The sequence below is a fragment of the Pedobacter rhizosphaerae genome, from assembly GCF_900111155.1.
In the GTDB taxonomy this organism is placed as follows: Bacteria; Bacteroidota; Bacteroidia; order Sphingobacteriales; family Sphingobacteriaceae; genus Pedobacter; species Pedobacter rhizosphaerae.
Genome location: NZ_FOGG01000010.1, coordinates 90,273 through 104,879, shown reverse-complemented (window position 1 = coordinate 104,879; position 14,607 = coordinate 90,273). Strand labels below are relative to the sequence as shown.

Here is a 14,607-nt window from a genome sequence, read left to right as displayed (position 1 = left end):
AAGATGAATATTTTAGTTATTAATTCAGGAAGTAGTTCCATTAAATACCAACTTTTTAAAATGCCTGTTAAATCACCCGTTTGCAGCGGGCTGGTAGAGCGTATTGGTATTGAAGGATCGTTTATCAAACATAGCGTCTATAAAGGCGAAGAGAAAGTGGTTCTCGAAAAATCCGGATTTATACTTGATCATGCCGAAGGGCTTAAACAAGTACTATTCCTTTTAAGTGAAGGTGAAAATGCTGTTATTGCCAGTCCTGACGATATTGCAGCGGTTGGACATCGTGTGGTACATGGAGGAGAGCATTTTTCTGGTCCAACCTTAATTACGCCGGAAGTAAAAGAAGAGATTAGAAAATTATTTTCACTCGCCCCCTTACATAATCCGGTAAACTTAAAATGCATTGAAGTTGCCGAAGAAACTTTTAGCCAAGCTAAACAGGTGGCAATTTTCGATACGGCCTTTCACCAAACGATACCGCAACAAGCCTTTAGATATGCAATCCCTGATCAATATTATAACAAAGAAGGAATCAGGGTGTATGGTTTTCATGGAACCAGCCATAAATATGTGAGCGAACAAGCAATCCAATACCTCGATAAAAAAGAGTCTAAAATAATCAGTATCCACCTGGGCAACGGTTGTAGCATGACGGCGATAAAAGATGGTAAATCTGTTGATACCACGATGGGATTTGGACCGTTAAGCGGTTTAGTGATGGGAACCCGGTCAGGTGATATTGATCCATCGGTAATTTTCCACCTGATAGAACATTCTGGTTATAGCTTAAGCCAGTTGAGTACATTGTTTAATAAACAATCGGGATTGTTGGGCGTGGGTGGTTCAAGTGATATGCGGGATATTCGGAAGCTGGTTAACGAGGGAAATGAGGCTGCTATTTTAGCCATACAACTTTATGCTTACCGAATTAAGAAGTTTATTGGTGCATACGCAGCAGTGCTTAATGGTATAGATGCCATTTTGTTTACGGCTGGTGTAGGCGAAAACGATAAAGATATGCGGGCTGCTGTTTGTTCGGAACTAAGCTATCTGGGAATTGAAATGGATATCCAAAGTAACAGCGATTACAGCGGTGGTATTAAGGATATTAGCCTGGATAATTCAAAAGTGAAAATTCTTGTTATTCCAACCAATGAAGAATATGAGATTGCGCAGCAGTGCTACAACCTGTGGAATTAAGTTATCCTGAAAGGGATTGGGTAGAAGGTTTTAATCAATATCTCGTTAACTTACTTCGATTGTCTTTTTTTTACTACTCCAGTGATCGCCTTTTGCAGATGATTGGAGTAGTTGTGGAAAATTTTTTATATCCTCTCAAACCTTTCTTTTGCCTTAGAAAAGCAGGAAATGACACCTTTTTTTCTATATAAAGGTTACACCTCATTGGAAATGAGCCTTGTATCTTAATTTTGGCCTGATGTTTGGAATAAGTGTCTGTGTGGCTAACGTTGCTATAACCAGATCTTATCACCTTAAAATTTTAAAACTATGGCTTTCAAAGCTGGATTAATTTTTTCAGGCGGGGCGTATAATTCGCTTCATACTGCTGCTATAAATAGAAATATACATGCCTGTAAAGGGTACAGGTATATGAAAATATCTGCGAAAGCAGATCCTCCCGCTTACTTTGCTGAGCATAAAATGAGTTAACAAAGGGAGAAATTAAAATATTTCAAAGCACGCTCTCTGTCCTTCCAACATCATTCGACCATTAAAAAGTATGCTCAATCAAAGGGTCGGCATGATTTAAAAAACCGGAAAATTCCAGGATCAGCATTCGTGCAATTTATATACTCTTTCAGGCTTTGTTTAGCACTGCAGGAAAGAAATTGAGTGCAATAATTACGCTTTTAAATTTGTGGGCTTAGCTCACATGCCATTTTTGTAAATATGGAGAAGAAATTAATTACTGAAATTGATATTGAAGGAACTGCGATTGTCCATTTTTCTTCATTCAGCCTGAGTCAGGCATTTAATGAACATCATTATTTCGAATTACGATTCAATCACGGTCAGCTTGGCGCTCCGGGAATGATCACGCTGGATGATAGCAGAGATTTTGTTGGTAAAAACCTTACGGTGTCCTTTGGTCATGCAGCAGGTAGCCTGCAAACGTTTTCTGGTTTGGTAACTAAAGTAGAACTTGCCCAGAGTCATGGTTATCACGGGATTATTATTGTAAGTGGTTATAGCCCTACTATCCTCATCGATCGGGGTCCTGATTTGGGATCTTACCTGGAAAAGGATCTTAATGCCATTGTAAAACTGGCTACGAGCGATACGCCGGCAAATGATCTGAAAATTGTCTCCAAAGCTTCGCGCACTGCGCCGATTGATTATCTGATTCAATATCGCGAGAGCGACTTTGATTTTCTCAATCGGCTCTCCGGAGAATACTACGAATGGTTTTACTATGATGGTACTCAACTCAATTTTGGAAAACCCGATCAGCAAAAAGAGGTATCATTGGTTTACGGACGCGATGTGCATAACCTGCAATATGCGATGGAAGTAGCGCCTATAAAAAACAGAAGATTTGCCTATAGTCCGAAACAGGATGAGATGTTGCAAAGCGAAAGTGCAGGTAAGCCTGATGGTCATCCGGATTTGGCACATGCTATTCAGGCCTCCAACCAGATGTTTAGCAAGGTATTCAATCAGCCCTCTACTGTGCGAGTAGACAATGGAAGCGATATTAAAAACCTTGTGGATAATGAAGAGAAGGCAAACATTAGCGAATTGCTCAAGATTAATGCAAGTGGAGATAATGCGGCACTAGCCATTGGCACCATTGCGGAGTTAACGATGAGCTTGCGCCAGGAACTTGCGTTTGTAACCGAGAGTCTGGGTAAATTTTTGATTACCAGTATCAATCATCATATTGATGGAACAGGTAAATACCACAATACTTTTGAAGGGCTTGTTTCTACAACTGAACGTCTTTTGGTTAAAAATACTAGCAGGCCAGATCCTGATCTTCAGTTGGCAGATGTACTCGATAATGATGATCCTCAGGGGCAGGGCAGAATAAAAGTAAGGTTTAAATGGCAGTGTCAAACCAACGATCCTACGGAATGGCTGCGGGTAGTAAGCCCGAATGCCGGTAATGGAGATACCGGGAAAAATCGTGGATTTCACGTTATTCCGGAAAAAGGCGATCAGGTTGTTATCGCTTTTGAAGAGGGTAATGTGGCCAGGCCAGTAGTAATGGGTAGTGTTTACCATGGCAAAAGTGGAGACAGCAGCGGATTTAAAAATAGCAATACCAAAGGATTAACCTCCAGAAAGGGTAGCGCGCTGAGTTTCGATGATCTGAACCATGCACTCAACCTGGGAACCAATGCGAGTAATTTTGTGAAGATAGAAAATGGTCCAGGGTTAATCACCGCCCAGTCAGCAGAAACTATTGTGATCAAAACCGGATTGAGTAGTATCACATTGAAAAAAGATGGAACGATTGATATTATAGGTGAAACAATTAATATTCAAGGCAAGCAGGTCATCAATGCCAATGCAGGAGACAAACCGGGAAATACGGTCAATATCGGAAAGAATGCCACCACAGCCGTTACGATTGATACTAAGAATATTGATTCTAAAGCCAGTAACGGAATTGTTGTGGATTCCAAAACCACCATTTCGCAGACCTCCAGCGGGGTGCAGACCATAACAGGTAGTAAAGTAGATATCAATTAAGATGAGCAGATTTAAGTTTTTTGAAGATCAGGTAGAAAGTGAAGCCAGCAGTCCTGGTGTAGAGCTGAAATTGCATGCCAACGATCAGCTCAATGCCCGTTTTGCAGTGAAGAACCACGTATGTTTTTATGCGATGGATCAAAAAGTTAGCGACGTTCGAACTGATATGGTTTGGTTAATTAAGTCGATTGAAGATCATCCCGAGGGTAAAATTGTTGATCTGGGCATCGAATCGCATGAGGTTTTCAATGCCAACCCTGCATTAAAGGAAATGATAGACTTTGCAAAGGCTTTCAACTATCCAATGGAAAAACTGGTGCTACAGCTGGATGAGCAGAGCAGGGTGGCAGCGGTGCTGAATCAGCAGGAAATCTGGGAACGCTGGAACGATATTAAAGAGGATGTGCTCGAACCGCTCAAGGCTTCAGATCAGGACCGTGCAGTGCTGGAGAATGGCGACAAGCAGTTTAGTAGTAGCTTAGAAGCGATAAAGGAAAGTTTGAGCTATATGCTTTTTTTTGGTCCGGTTTGTGCAAAAATGAGCCCTTCAGAGGAAATGTTGCTAGCAGGGGGGAAGGTTGCTTCACATCTTTTTGCAGGAAATCATATTCCTTTCCAGCTCAAAGTTACCTGTCTGGAAAGTGGCAAAGAAAATATCAGCTTTAAGCATCAGGCCCAGATTGATCCGTATGCAGTAGCTGATTTTTCCAAACTCTACAAAAAAATGTACAGTGAACTTTGTGGAAATACTTTTGACTATGAGGCCACACTTTCTGCCACATACAGTTATGCCTTTTCTTCTGGACTGATAAATGAATGTACAGCTGTTTTTTCAGAGAAAGCAAACAAGGGATTAAGATATGAATCTAATTACCAGATTAAGATGATATAGTATGGGAGCATTGTATGTACCTGACCGGGCCTATCTGGTTTGCTCAGATGGGATGAAGACCCAACAGATAAAAGTAAGTAGTCAGCAAACGATTAAGATCGTAAAAGGCAGACTTGCCGCTACTATTGAAGATCGTACGGGAGCGAATTTCGTATGCGCGAAGATGGTTATTGCCGGCGCGCTAATTGGTGTATTGATTGCTGCGGTAGTTGCTGTAGCCATTGTAGCCTCAGGCGGTACACTGGCTATTGGATTGGGAGCCATGCTGGCAGCGGGAGCTGTGGGTGGTGCGGCAGCAGGACTTCAGACGGCCATGATGCCTTGTGTTTGTGCTTTACTCACTATGCCAAAGGACTGGGCCCCGGTTCATCCGAGGGTAACTTTTGAAGATAAGAAAGCATTGATTGATAAATCGGTCGTACCCTGTCTGCTAGGAGGAACGGTGCAAATCCTTTATTCTAAAGAGGCAGCAGAGGCGATGGCTTCGCTTAACAGAAGTAAGGCCATTGCCAGTGTAGCTGCAATTGCTTCCATCGCCTACATCGCTGGTGGTGTTGCCTCTGCGGTGGCGAGCTCTGTTGTTGCTGTAAAAGGAACCTTTGTTACCTATGGTGCGCTTTCGGGAAGTCTTCACCTGCTTGGGGTGACTGCCGTTGGGGGGGCATCTTATGGGATAAATGCATTATATGATAAAGGTAAAGTAGCAACCGGAGTAGACCCATACATAACCGGGGAGGCTTATGGGCCAGGAGATAGTGACTATGACCGGCTTGATGAGGTGACTGATGCGGCCACCAATAAAAAATTAGGTGCGCCAACTGATGCATTGGGGAGTGCCGAGGATATTGCCAAAAATCAAACCTCGGGATTGAACCGCTCGGTGCAGATCACCCAAACAACAGCAACCAGCAGTGTATTCATTGCCAATGCCAATGGTGATGTCAGCCGGCCCGGCACCACCATTACCCAGTCAACATCGGTATCTTCCAATCAAATTCCAGGGGCAAGTGCAGCCAGAACCGGACCTCAATCGGTAAGTATTCAAAATGCAGAATATACAAGGGTAACGCCCAATACCACAGAGAATATCCGATCATCGAGAATTACGACCAGTTCGACACAATTTAATAACCGATCCATATTAAAAGGATCCTTCAATGCCTTCACGGGTAAATATGGCTTTAATATTGCTAAGGGAATCGGAACAAATATCGTGTTGGACGCAATCAGGGCAGGAGGAAACTGGCTGATTGCAGACGATCTGAAAAAGCTACAGGATTCAATGAATAATGCAGAAACTGCTGCAAGAAATGCCATAACAGTTATAGAAGATGAAGTTTAAAATAGCGGCCTTTATATCTCTGGTTATTCCTGTTGTACTACTGGTGATCATTTTGATGGAAAAGCACCACCTGGAAAAGAGTTTAGTGCTGAGAAGTGGCACTTTGATCGAGTCTAAGACAATAAGCAGGGGAGCCCGATCGGATGTGATTTACAGGCACAGATTAAAATCTTTTCAGCCTTATTTAGAAGGTACTTTCTCGGGGATTGTGAGTTTTTTGGTGAGTAATAAAACCAAGCAAATCTATCAGGATCCACCTGAGGGAACAGTATCTGAAGATTTATACTGGTTAAATCCACGATTAAAATCCGAGGCTGAGCGTAAGGCGAATTTTTATACCTTAAAGGATTCCTCTGTTGATCATCAGGGCGCTATTCCCTATATCGGGCTACGACTGGCCTCTGAGGGAGAGGATAAGCTGTCTTATGAGGCAGAATTATTCCGCTATGTATTGCAGGAACAGATTGGATTATGGGTACTTTTTGCGGTAATGATCATCAATATTTTGTTTTTTAGTGCTGCATTGGTCAAATTCCAGGACAATAAAGTTTATGTTCGGCTCTTTTTTATTGTTTTTATTTTTCATTTAATTCTTGTGCTGTATTAATTATGGAGCATCCACAAACTTCTATCAGGTTCAGATTACCTGTTGCGATGGGGAAATCGCTTGGTGTTTCTTTTATCGTATTGACAGGTTTTCTTATTAGTGTGGTTTGTGCCTTTGTTTTTCAAGGGGGGATCGAAAATCTTACTGGTATCAATCCGGCTAAAATATCTATTGTAGTCCTGCTGATTGTGCTTTTTATTCCCTGGGGCGGGCTGGGTTGGTTCCTGTTGGTAAAGGCAACAAGTTATGGAAAGCTAAATCTGTATGCCGATCACCTTACCCTGAGTTCGGAGCAGGATGAGCTTTTAAAGCGCTATAGTGTGGATCAGATTGCGGGAGTAAAGTTTCAAAATGTAGCCTTTCATCTTGCTTTCAAAGACGGCTACCGCTTTAACTGTATCAATATGGGAATGGGAAAAGGCTATGTTCAGGAATTGGCAGCTTTTACACCACAATTCATCTCATTTCTGGAAAAAAACAATGTTCATTTTGAGTATGGGCGTATTATATGACGCTGAAAAATTGACTAAGAACAGGCTTATCCGTTAGGCTGGTTGAATATATTGTAAATAGGCTTAGCTTAAATAGTCGACTGGAAAGCCTTATATATGTTCCGGGAAAAAATCATGCTGCCCCGGCGGTGATCTCTGCATCTTCTCTCAAAAGCTCCATTATTCTTACATCCAAAAATTTGGCTATAGAAAACAACTGGGGAATAGAGGGTTGTCTTAAATTCGTACACAAGTTTGATACTGTTTGGGGGGTCGTTTTCAAATGTTCAGCTAATTCCTTATTCGACTTTTTTTTATCAACCAAAATGGTTTTGATCCGGTTGTAATGTATCCTTTTGCTGCTCATTATGGCAAATGTAATGATTGGTAATTTATTGAAAATTAGAAGAGTTACACCCATAGTTTAATAAATATAATTAATATTAATGAGAAAACACTTTAATATTAATTAGTACACTCCAATTTTAATTTTATATTTGTGTAGTTATTTTTTCAAGGGCAAACAACTAGTGCTTCCAGGAATGAAATAGCATGCTAGTACAGATTTCAATTGCGATAATTGTATTGGATTAAAAAGACAAACAGAATAAGGAATCGACCAGCTTAGACTATTCCTTACCATATATACTCTAATTAAAATAAGGTGCCTATTGAAGCATAAAAGATAGGCGGAGAAGACTCATGGAGATGATAAATATTTTCTATGAGCGGTCCGAAAATATTAGCATAAAGAAACTTTATTGTAGCAGAAAACATCTTGGCTGTTGATGGCTTTAAGAGAATTGATCAAGCTGCTTATTAGAATGCCGGTTGGACACAACAGGTTATTAAAGATCTTCATTTAACAATGAGGTGATGACAGGGGGTGTGTGATGGTTTTCATGCACCCTTCATTTTTTGGAAGCCCAGTTTATCATTATCGGATGTGGCCGTTGCCCAAAAGTATAATCGCCTTCAATGATGCATACTGCTTTGAATAGGGGATAGCCTTTTGTGAGGGGCTTACCTTTTGGCATCAGGATCAAATTTTGGTCTTATTGGAGCTGGCCAATAACAGGGCCTGCCCGAAATTTATGTTCTCCTTGGCCGCGGATAGGTTAAACCTGCGGGCAACTTGTTTTATACTCTAACCTTCCTCATTGCTAAAACCACCATGACATGTCTGGTAAAATAGAAGGATTGTTCGCCTGTACAAGAATGAACATCGATCTCTCTTTTTTCTTCGTAATAGCTATCTTTAGCCCTATCTCAGCACCACTAATCATGAAAACCATTTACATTTTTTCCCTAATCTGCTTCAGTTGAATAAGCTTACCTGCGCAGGCCATTCTGGAAAACATCTCCGTGGAAAAGGATCTAGTTTATAAAAAAGTAGGCGATTGGGAGGGCAGACTAGATCTGTACATCCCGCAGGGGAAAGCAAAGAAAACGCTGGTTATGTATATACATGGTGGCGGGTGGATACATGGAAAAAAGGAGGCCGAGTATGATAAATTCAGTGTGTTTCTAAAAAATGGCTTTAATGTAGCCAACATAGAATACAGACTTGCCGACGTAGCCCCTGCACCGGCAGCAATTTAGGATGTGTATTGTGCCTTAAAGTATCTGGTAGAACGGTCGGAAAAGTTTCACATCGATCAGCGTCGCATCGTGATCATGGGAGGATCAGCCGGCGCACATTTAGCCCTTATGGTAGGTTTGCAAAGCCCTGCGCCTGTTTTTACTGGCGATTGCGGGAAAAAAAAGATTAATATTGCAGGTATTATCAGTAAGTATGGGCCTACAGATTTATTGCATTGGGATGCAGTAAGCAAACCCGGAGGAACCTTTGCTGCCTGGGCCGGCATCAGGCCGCAAGATACTACATTTCTGAAATCACTATCGCCCATTAACTATGTTTCTGAGAAAAATATTCCGGTGTTATTGATTCATGGTGATCAAGACCGTACTGTGCCGGTGGAACAGTCTATTACCCTTTACAATAAACTTAAGCAGAATGGAAATGAAACCACTATCCATATCGTTAAAAATGGCGGCCATGGGAACTTTGGCCCTATTGAAACTGCAGTTATGGATGAAAAAATGATGTCATTCATCACCCTGTATACAAAATGAAATAACCATATTTTTGTGAAAAAAAATATAAAATCTCATATTCAGATACTTATCAGAAAGTGATTTGCAGATCCGTTTAATGATGATAATTTTGCCGCATGACGGTAACAGTACTCGCTATTTTAGAAACAGAATTCACTCAGGAGCCTGCTCTGGCTAAGATCATGAACAATAGATTACAGCGGGCAGCAAATGAACTTCGGGATATCCATTTATTCCCGCTTTCAGGCAGGCGCTTTGCTACAGAAGATCTGGTTGTCTATATCAGCTATAATGCCAATTATAAAATCCGTTATCGTATTGTAAGCAATGTAACCACTGATATTCAATATTTCGTGGCAGAACGTTGCGGAAGACTGGGCTATGTTCTATGGAAGCATGTGGTAACAGCAAGGGAAGTACGATATTCTTAATGAGGTACAACTGTTTATACTAAAGGCCTGACTAAAAAATCAATTAGGAGATTTATGCGATCCAATTGCGATATTTAACTGAAAATTGGATCGAAATATGAAAGCTATAATAATTGGGGCAACAGGAGCTACCGGAACAGATCTGGTAAATTTGCTTTTGAAAGACCCAAGGTATACTACTATCGTAACTTTTGTGCGAAGAGCCAGTGGTATAGCTCATCCTAAACTAACTGAAATAATAACAGACTTCGATCAGCTTGAAGCGGTATCCTCAGCAATAAAAGGAGAGGTTGTTTTCTTGTGCCTGGGGACAACTCTGAAAGCCGCAGGATCTAAAGAGAAGCAATGGCAAATCGACTATGAGATTCCTACAAAATTTGCTGAACTGGCCAAGGTGAATGGGGTAGGTAGTGCCGTGTTATTGTCGGCTTATGGTGCATCAGTAAACAGCAAGGTTTTTTATTCACAGGTAAAAGGCAAGCTCGAAGAGCGGATAGAAAGCCTTACATTTCATCAGTACATCATCTTCAGGCCTGGATTATTACTTCGCAAGGGAACAGATAGGTGGGGAGAACGGATAGCTGCAGGATTGTTAAAAGCGCTCAATAGCTTAGGATTGATCAGGAAATTTAAGCCATTGCCCACTATCATTCTTGCAGAAAAAATGGCGAATGCCCCGGACAATTTTACCTCGGGCAAGCACATCATAGAGCTGAATAAAATCTTTGACTGTTAATCGCCAAAGTGGCATTTCCTATCTGAAAAGATAAATCTATTGCTTGATGATTACTAGTTGCGGATTAGCTATGATTGCTTGCCAATTTCAGGAGAAATTATTTGATACATAGATAAGCTATATTGAAGTTAGCAGCCATTGCCTAACCGAATATCTTGAGTTTCATGTTTGTGATAAATGAGGCATTTAGTGCAGGTGGCTAAAGCCAATAAATTATATATTTATTTTATGACTGATATTCCAGCATATCTGTTGAAATTTTAATTTGTCTACAAACTCATAGTGTTTTTCTCCCAAATTTCAAGTATTTTATCATCCTCTACGAACGGTATAACATTGTCCAGGCCTGCTCAAAGCAAGTCCAGCCGTTGTAAGTATTTTATCGCACAGTGCTTATTCAGCCGTTGTTAAAAGAGAAAGCTGCTCTGGAAATAAGTTTATTCATTTTACTCCAAAGCTGCAATAAAAGGCGATGATGTAAACGGATACTAAACCTACCTATCCAAGTATTGAGTCTTTTGGAGAGCTTTATCGTAGTCGACTTAATTTCTAAAGACCCACTCTGGAATTAAGCCCAGTAGGACAGAGATGATTCAAGTGAAACATAATTTGGACCTCATAAATGATTGGCAATTAGGAAAGGCTCGGGGCTTGGAAAATCTGTTTTTGTTCTAGTTCTATAAAGCCATTTCTTTCATTCGCTCAACTCACCGCTCTCTATCTTTCGCCTATCATTATCATTTAGTCTTCTAGCATATCCACAATGACCTACCTGGTCAGAGGGGCTTTACCTGTACTGTAAGACTAAAATTGTAAGGATCATTTTTGTGAAATTGTTATGATCAAATGAGAAATAATATAATTTAATATAAATTCTTTGACATAATTTCAATGTGATTGATGATTTGATAAATGGACTATTTTTGATTATCATGAAACCAATTTATAGCTCAGCCTTCCTTTTCATCTGGAATTTTTTCTCTTTTTAATCGCGTAAAATTCCATCATTTTGTATTGGATTATAACTACTGTTTAATAAATGACCAAATATTGGAAAGAACTGAACAATATTTGCCCTTATTAAAGTTCACTTACTAATACTTTTGGCTAGATCATATCACTTGGTCATTGTATTTTTATCTTCCTTGGTTTCTTACCAATATTATTTCACTGAGCATCTTAAACTATCAGGCGAAGTGGATTAGGATGATAATTAGTCTGATAAAAGTCGATGGTCAAAATGAGTAAGAGGATTATGGGCTATCAGTTTCATTCCCCTTTAATTTTAACTAACCAAAAACTATGAGCAAAATCTATCTATCTCTGGGAATTTTTATGCTAATTGCATATATTGCCTCAGCTCAGGAAAAGACAATTAATGGTCAGGTTATCGACTCCAAAACTGGTGCAACACTAGTTGGAGTAAGTGTACTGATCAAGGGTTCATCTAAAGGCACTAGTACCGATACCTCAGGAAAATTTTCTATTTTGGTATCCAATCCCACTTCAATATTAGTCTTTAATTATTTGGGATATCAGGTAAAAGAAGTGCCTATTGGAAATCAGCAGCTTCTCACTATCAAACTAGATGAAGATCAAAACTTGCTTGATGAGGTTGTTGTGGTGGGCTATGGAACGGTGAAAAAACGTGATCTTACTGGATCAGTAGTTTCCGTAAAGGGAGAGGATATTGCAAAGGTTCCAACTGCAAATCCGCTAGAATCGATTCAGGGCAAAGTTCCAGGAGTAGACATTACCAGAAGCAATGGTTCGGCATCATCGGGAGTGAATATCAATATTAGGGGTACAAGATCTATTTCTGCTGGCAACGGTCCGCTGATAATAGTTGACGGCGTTCAGTACTCAAGTCTCCAGGACATTAATGCCAATGATATTGCCTCACTGGAGGTACTTAAGGATGCCTCTTCTACCGCAATTTACGGAAGTAGGGGGGCTAACGGAGTTATATTGGTCACTACCAAGAAAGGCATTTCAGGACAAGCAGTAATTTCCCTTAATTCCTACTATGGTGTGTCAAGCGTGGCGCGCTATCCAAGCATTCTTGATGGACAGCAATTTGTGGAGCTCAGAAGACAAGCTTATCGAACTACTGGAAATTGGGCGAGTCCTGCAGATGATATTAAAATTTTTAATTCTGCAGAATATAGTGCCGTTCAAAATAATCAGTTCACCAACTACCAGGACTTATTACTGCACGATGGTAATCAGCAAAATTATCAGTTGGGTGTTAGGGCTGGTACAGAGAAAACAAAGGTTTATTTTTCACTTGATTATCTCGATGAAAAGGGTTTGCTTAAACAGGATCGCTCTAATCGCTATTCAGCGCGTTTAAATCTTGACCAAAACCTGGGGAAATATTTCACAACGGGTATGCAAGCGCAATTTACCCATTATGAAGTAAGTAACCGAAGAGATCCTCTGAATCAAGCCAACAAAATCTCGCCACTGGGTAATGCATTTGATGAACAGGGAAGCTTGATTATTTATCCTTTAGCTGGTACCTCAGTCAATCCGCTTGCTGATGAGCAGCCTAATGTTTATACAAGCAAATCAATCATTAACAGGACACTTTTGTCGGCTTATATGGAGCTCAAACCCCTTAAAGGATTAACAATCCGTTCTAATTTAGGCGCTACCTTAAATGGGGAACGCACAGGGACCTATGCAGATAGATATTCAATTGAGCGTAACGGTTCGGTTCCTAAAGCTACATACTCTGCGTCAACAGGAAATCTAATCAATATTGAAAACTTCATTACCTACAACAGAGAAATCAAGGATCATTCATTCACCCTCACTGCTATTAATAGTTTGCTCTTCAACCGCTCAGACAATATAGCAGCATCAGGAGAGAATCAGCTTTTAAAATCACAATTATTTTATGCATTGGGAAATACTCAGAATCAAGCTGTCACTACTGGATACAATATGAATAACCTCATTTCTTATGCCGGGAGGATAAATTATGCGTACAGGGGGAAATATCTCTTAACAGCAACAGGGAGAACAGATGGTTCTTCAAAACTTGCAGATGCCAATAAATGGGCTTTTTTCCCATCGGCGGCTGTCGCCTGGAGGGTCAGCGATGAAGTATTTCTTAAGGGAAACAGTATCATCAGTGATCTCAAATTAAAATACAGTTATGGAATTGCCGGAAGTGATAATATTAGTTCATATTCAACCCAGAGCAGCCTATCCAGGATCGCTTTCGGTTATGATGAAACAGCTGTACCTGCGTTTGCCCTCTCACCTAAAATAGGTAACATTGACCTTACTTGGGAAAAGACCAAAACAAGCGACTTTGGAATAGAAATGGGATTATTTAAAAATAGAATCTCAGCAACCTTCGATTATTATGATTCAAATACTTATGATTTATTGCTTAACCGGAGCTTACCCCCATCTGATGGAGTAACTACTGTTACGCAAAATATTGCCAAGACCCGAAATAAGGGGATAGAAGTGTTTATTTCCTCTAAAAATATCGACAATAAGAAATTCAACTGGACTACGAATCTTACTTTTAGCCGAAATGTTGAAAAGATCGTTGAGCTTGCTGGTGGTGCACAGGCCGATGTGCTCAATTCCTGGTTTGTTGGCTCGCCTGTTCAGGCTTACTATGACTATCAAAAAATCGGGATTTGGCAATTTGGAGAGGAAACAGAGGCTGCGAAATACGGACAAAAGCCCGGAGACATCCGTGTTGCAGATTTAAACAATGATGGAAAAATTGATGCCACAAATGATCGAATGATTATTGGCACTAATCGACCTAAATGGACTGGAGGATTAGAAAACACATTTACCTATAAATCATGGGATCTTAATATCTACCTATTTGCGCGCATAGGTCAGACCATATATCCAGATTTTTTAAGGCGCTATGATACCCAAGGAGTTGGAAACAGTACCACTGTGATCAACTATTGGACGCCGGAAAATCCTAGCAATGATTATCCAAGGCCTAATAAAAATGTATCACTGGCCAGTACGCTTTACTCAAGTAGTCTGGGCTATGTTGATGGATCTTACATCAGGTTAAGGAATATTACATTGGGATATAAATTTTCGAATGATTTCTTGAAAAATAGCTTTGTCAAATCACTTCGATTGTATGCCACGGCAAGAAATCCCTTCACCTATACCAAATCCAAACTATTGGATGAATACGATCCTGAGCGTGGAGGATCTGAAAATGCCCCAATGACTAAGCTATATACTTTTGGCCTTAATGCAACATTTTAATCTAGAT

General features: G+C 40.3%; 10 protein-coding genes and 1 pseudogene. 10 read left to right on the top strand and 1 reads right to left on the bottom strand.

Annotated elements, in window-relative coordinates; genetic code table 11:
* The first annotated feature begins 3 nt into the window (after positions 1-3).
* The 6 genes from BMX11_RS10255 (at position 4) to BMX11_RS10230 (ending at position 7,070) form a co-directional block, all read left to right on the top strand.
* Positions 4-1,200 carry an acetate/propionate family kinase gene (locus BMX11_RS10255; protein ID WP_090883994.1) on the top strand — a complete coding sequence of 399 codons (1,197 nt, stop codon included), beginning with the start codon at positions 4-6 and terminating at the stop codon, positions 1,198-1,200.
* A gap of 711 nt (positions 1,201-1,911) precedes the next feature.
* Positions 1,912-3,717 (top strand): type VI secretion system Vgr family protein, encoded by a 1,806-nt coding sequence (locus tag BMX11_RS10250; RefSeq protein WP_090883935.1) that lies wholly within the window; start codon positions 1,912-1,914, stop codon positions 3,715-3,717.
* A 1-nt stretch (position 3,718) separates the two neighbouring features.
* Positions 3,719-4,609 (top strand): hypothetical protein, encoded by an 891-nt coding sequence (locus BMX11_RS10245; protein WP_090883934.1) that lies wholly within the window; start codon positions 3,719-3,721, stop codon positions 4,607-4,609.
* 1 nt (position 4,610) lies between these two features.
* The gene (locus BMX11_RS10240; protein WP_090883933.1) at positions 4,611-5,951 is read left to right on the top strand and encodes a PAAR-like protein; all 1,341 of its coding nucleotides are present in this window, start codon (positions 4,611-4,613) and stop codon (positions 5,949-5,951) included.
* Positions 5,941-6,558 carry a hypothetical protein gene (locus BMX11_RS10235; protein ID WP_090883932.1) on the top strand — a complete coding sequence of 206 codons (618 nt, stop codon included), beginning with the start codon at positions 5,941-5,943 and terminating at the stop codon, positions 6,556-6,558. The genes BMX11_RS10240 and BMX11_RS10235 overlap by 11 nt, the downstream gene beginning before the upstream one ends.
* A 2-nt stretch (positions 6,559-6,560) precedes the next feature.
* Complete coding sequence (locus BMX11_RS10230) at positions 6,561-7,070, top strand: hypothetical protein (protein ID WP_090883931.1); 510 nt, start codon at positions 6,561-6,563, stop codon at positions 7,068-7,070.
* Positions 7,071-7,182: 112 nt separating this feature from the next.
* Here the strand turns inward: BMX11_RS10230 and BMX11_RS10225 are convergent, their stop codons facing one another.
* The gene (locus tag BMX11_RS10225) at positions 7,183-7,416 is read right to left on the bottom strand and encodes a helix-turn-helix transcriptional regulator (protein ID WP_090883930.1); all 234 of its coding nucleotides are present in this window, start codon (positions 7,414-7,416) and stop codon (positions 7,183-7,185) included.
* Between the two features lie 998 nt (positions 7,417-8,414).
* On the opposite strand from BMX11_RS10225, the pseudogene BMX11_RS10215 reads away from it, so the two are divergent.
* The 4 genes and pseudogenes from BMX11_RS10215 to BMX11_RS10200 all read left to right on the top strand — a co-directional run bounded on the left by BMX11_RS10215 (position 8,415) and on the right by BMX11_RS10200 (position 14,600).
* Positions 8,415-9,185, top strand: a pseudogene (locus tag BMX11_RS10215) (alpha/beta hydrolase fold domain-containing protein).
* Positions 9,186-9,283: 98 nt separating this feature from the next.
* Positions 9,284-9,598, top strand: coding sequence for a hypothetical protein (locus BMX11_RS10210; RefSeq protein ID WP_090883927.1), 315 nt, complete (start codon positions 9,284-9,286; stop codon positions 9,596-9,598).
* Positions 9,599-9,695: 97 nt separating this feature from the next.
* On the top strand, positions 9,696-10,334 hold the full coding sequence (locus BMX11_RS10205) for an NAD(P)H-binding protein (protein WP_090883926.1): 639 nt from the start codon (positions 9,696-9,698) through the stop codon (positions 10,332-10,334).
* A gap of 1,302 nt (positions 10,335-11,636) precedes the next feature.
* The gene (locus BMX11_RS10200; protein ID WP_090883925.1) at positions 11,637-14,600 is read left to right on the top strand and encodes a SusC/RagA family TonB-linked outer membrane protein; all 2,964 of its coding nucleotides are present in this window, start codon (positions 11,637-11,639) and stop codon (positions 14,598-14,600) included.
* Positions 14,601-14,607 lie beyond the last annotated feature (7 nt).